The organism is Fretibacterium fastidiosum (genome assembly GCF_000210715.1).
Classification (GTDB): Bacteria; Synergistota; Synergistia; order Synergistales; family Aminobacteriaceae; genus Fretibacterium; species Fretibacterium fastidiosum.
This window is the reverse complement of the sequence record NC_021038.1, coordinates 1,789,156-1,790,277: the sequence shown is the minus strand read 5'-3', so window position 1 is coordinate 1,790,277 and position 1,122 is coordinate 1,789,156. Positions and strand designations below refer to the sequence as shown.

The following is a 1,122-nucleotide window of genomic DNA, read 5'->3' as shown; positions in this document are numbered from 1 at the left end:
CAATCCGTATTAAACGCGAATTGGTGTAAGAATTTTGCCTTGCACTGTGCCCTCCAACCTGGATAATGACTCAGGAAACGCTTAAATATCCCTTACCTGGAGCTATTCTTGACTTTCCATGTCACTAAAATTTTAACAGGCCATTTTCATCATATTGAAAATTCGGCCCCCATGCTACTTCCCAATAGTATCCATCCAAATCCGAAAAATACGCATGGTAGCCACCCCAAAACACTTCTTGTGGTTCTTTAACAACGGTGCCACCGGCTTTTCTTACCAGCTCAATAGTGCGATCCACATCTTCTTTATTTTCCACATTATATGCCAATGTAATTCCTGAAAATCCATTTCCTGTTGGCGGGTTGTCTTCATCAATATCCTTCGCCAGTAAATCTAAAGGGAAAAGTTCAAACTTTGTTCCCGGCGTATTAAAAAAACATACGGATGGATTATCTTCTCTGCAATCTGTTTCAAACCCTAGCCCATCCCTGTAGAATTTTAACGCTCTTTCCATGTTTTTAACGCCTAAGCAAATACACGTTATTTTATTCATTCATTTTCCTCCCACAAGTCTATGTGATTGTATTTTATTATTTTTCATCAAAAATTTGTCAACTAACGCCGCGCCCATCATAATAAAGCACATAAAGCACTTGAAGGCGCTTCTGGAGGCCCCCTCGATTGCTGGTTGACTTCATTCGCTCAAAGTCTGCAAGCTACTGTGCTCGTAAGTCGTGACGGTCCTTAGAGGCCGTCCCTCACTCCCCTCCTGATGGTCACGTTGTCACGCTATGCCCCTTCGCTCGATCACGCGGGATGGGCAGGCCGCGGCACAGCGGCCGCAGTGCAGACAGCGCTTCTGGTCGATCAGGGCGCGCCCGCTTGAGAGGTCGATGCACCGTTGAGGGCAGGCGCGCAGGCACCGGCCGCAGCCGATGCAGCCAGAACCCACGAAGTACCCCGTCTCGACGGCCCCTGCCCCACCGATCGTGAAGGAATCCCGTCGGACGCGGGACGGCACGCTGATGTCGAAGTACTCGCCCACGGCCTTGCAGAGGTGGAACACCGCAAGCGCCTCCCGCGTGCGGCCGGGGTAGATCTCCTTCATGTAGGGATTTTTTT

The 1,122-nt window shown here is 49.4% G+C and carries 2 protein-coding genes; both read right to left on the bottom strand.

The features are described from left to right. Positions 1 to 124 precede the first annotated feature (124 nt). The gene (locus tag SY1_RS08345) at positions 125 to 553 is read right to left on the bottom strand and encodes a VOC family protein (protein WP_208873409.1); all 429 of its coding nucleotides are present in this window, start codon (positions 551 to 553) and stop codon (positions 125 to 127) included. A 231-nt stretch (positions 554 to 784) separates the two neighbouring features. Next, positions 785 to 1,122: 4Fe-4S dicluster domain-containing protein (locus SY1_RS08340; protein ID WP_208873407.1), on the bottom strand; the 338-nt coding region annotated here is incomplete at its 5' end.

Excerpts from the sequence above, each read along its gene's own strand:
- SY1_RS08345 (WP_208873409.1), bottom strand. The coding sequence starts at position 553 with ATGAATAAAATAACGTGTATTTGCTTAGGCGTTAAAAACATGGAAAGA.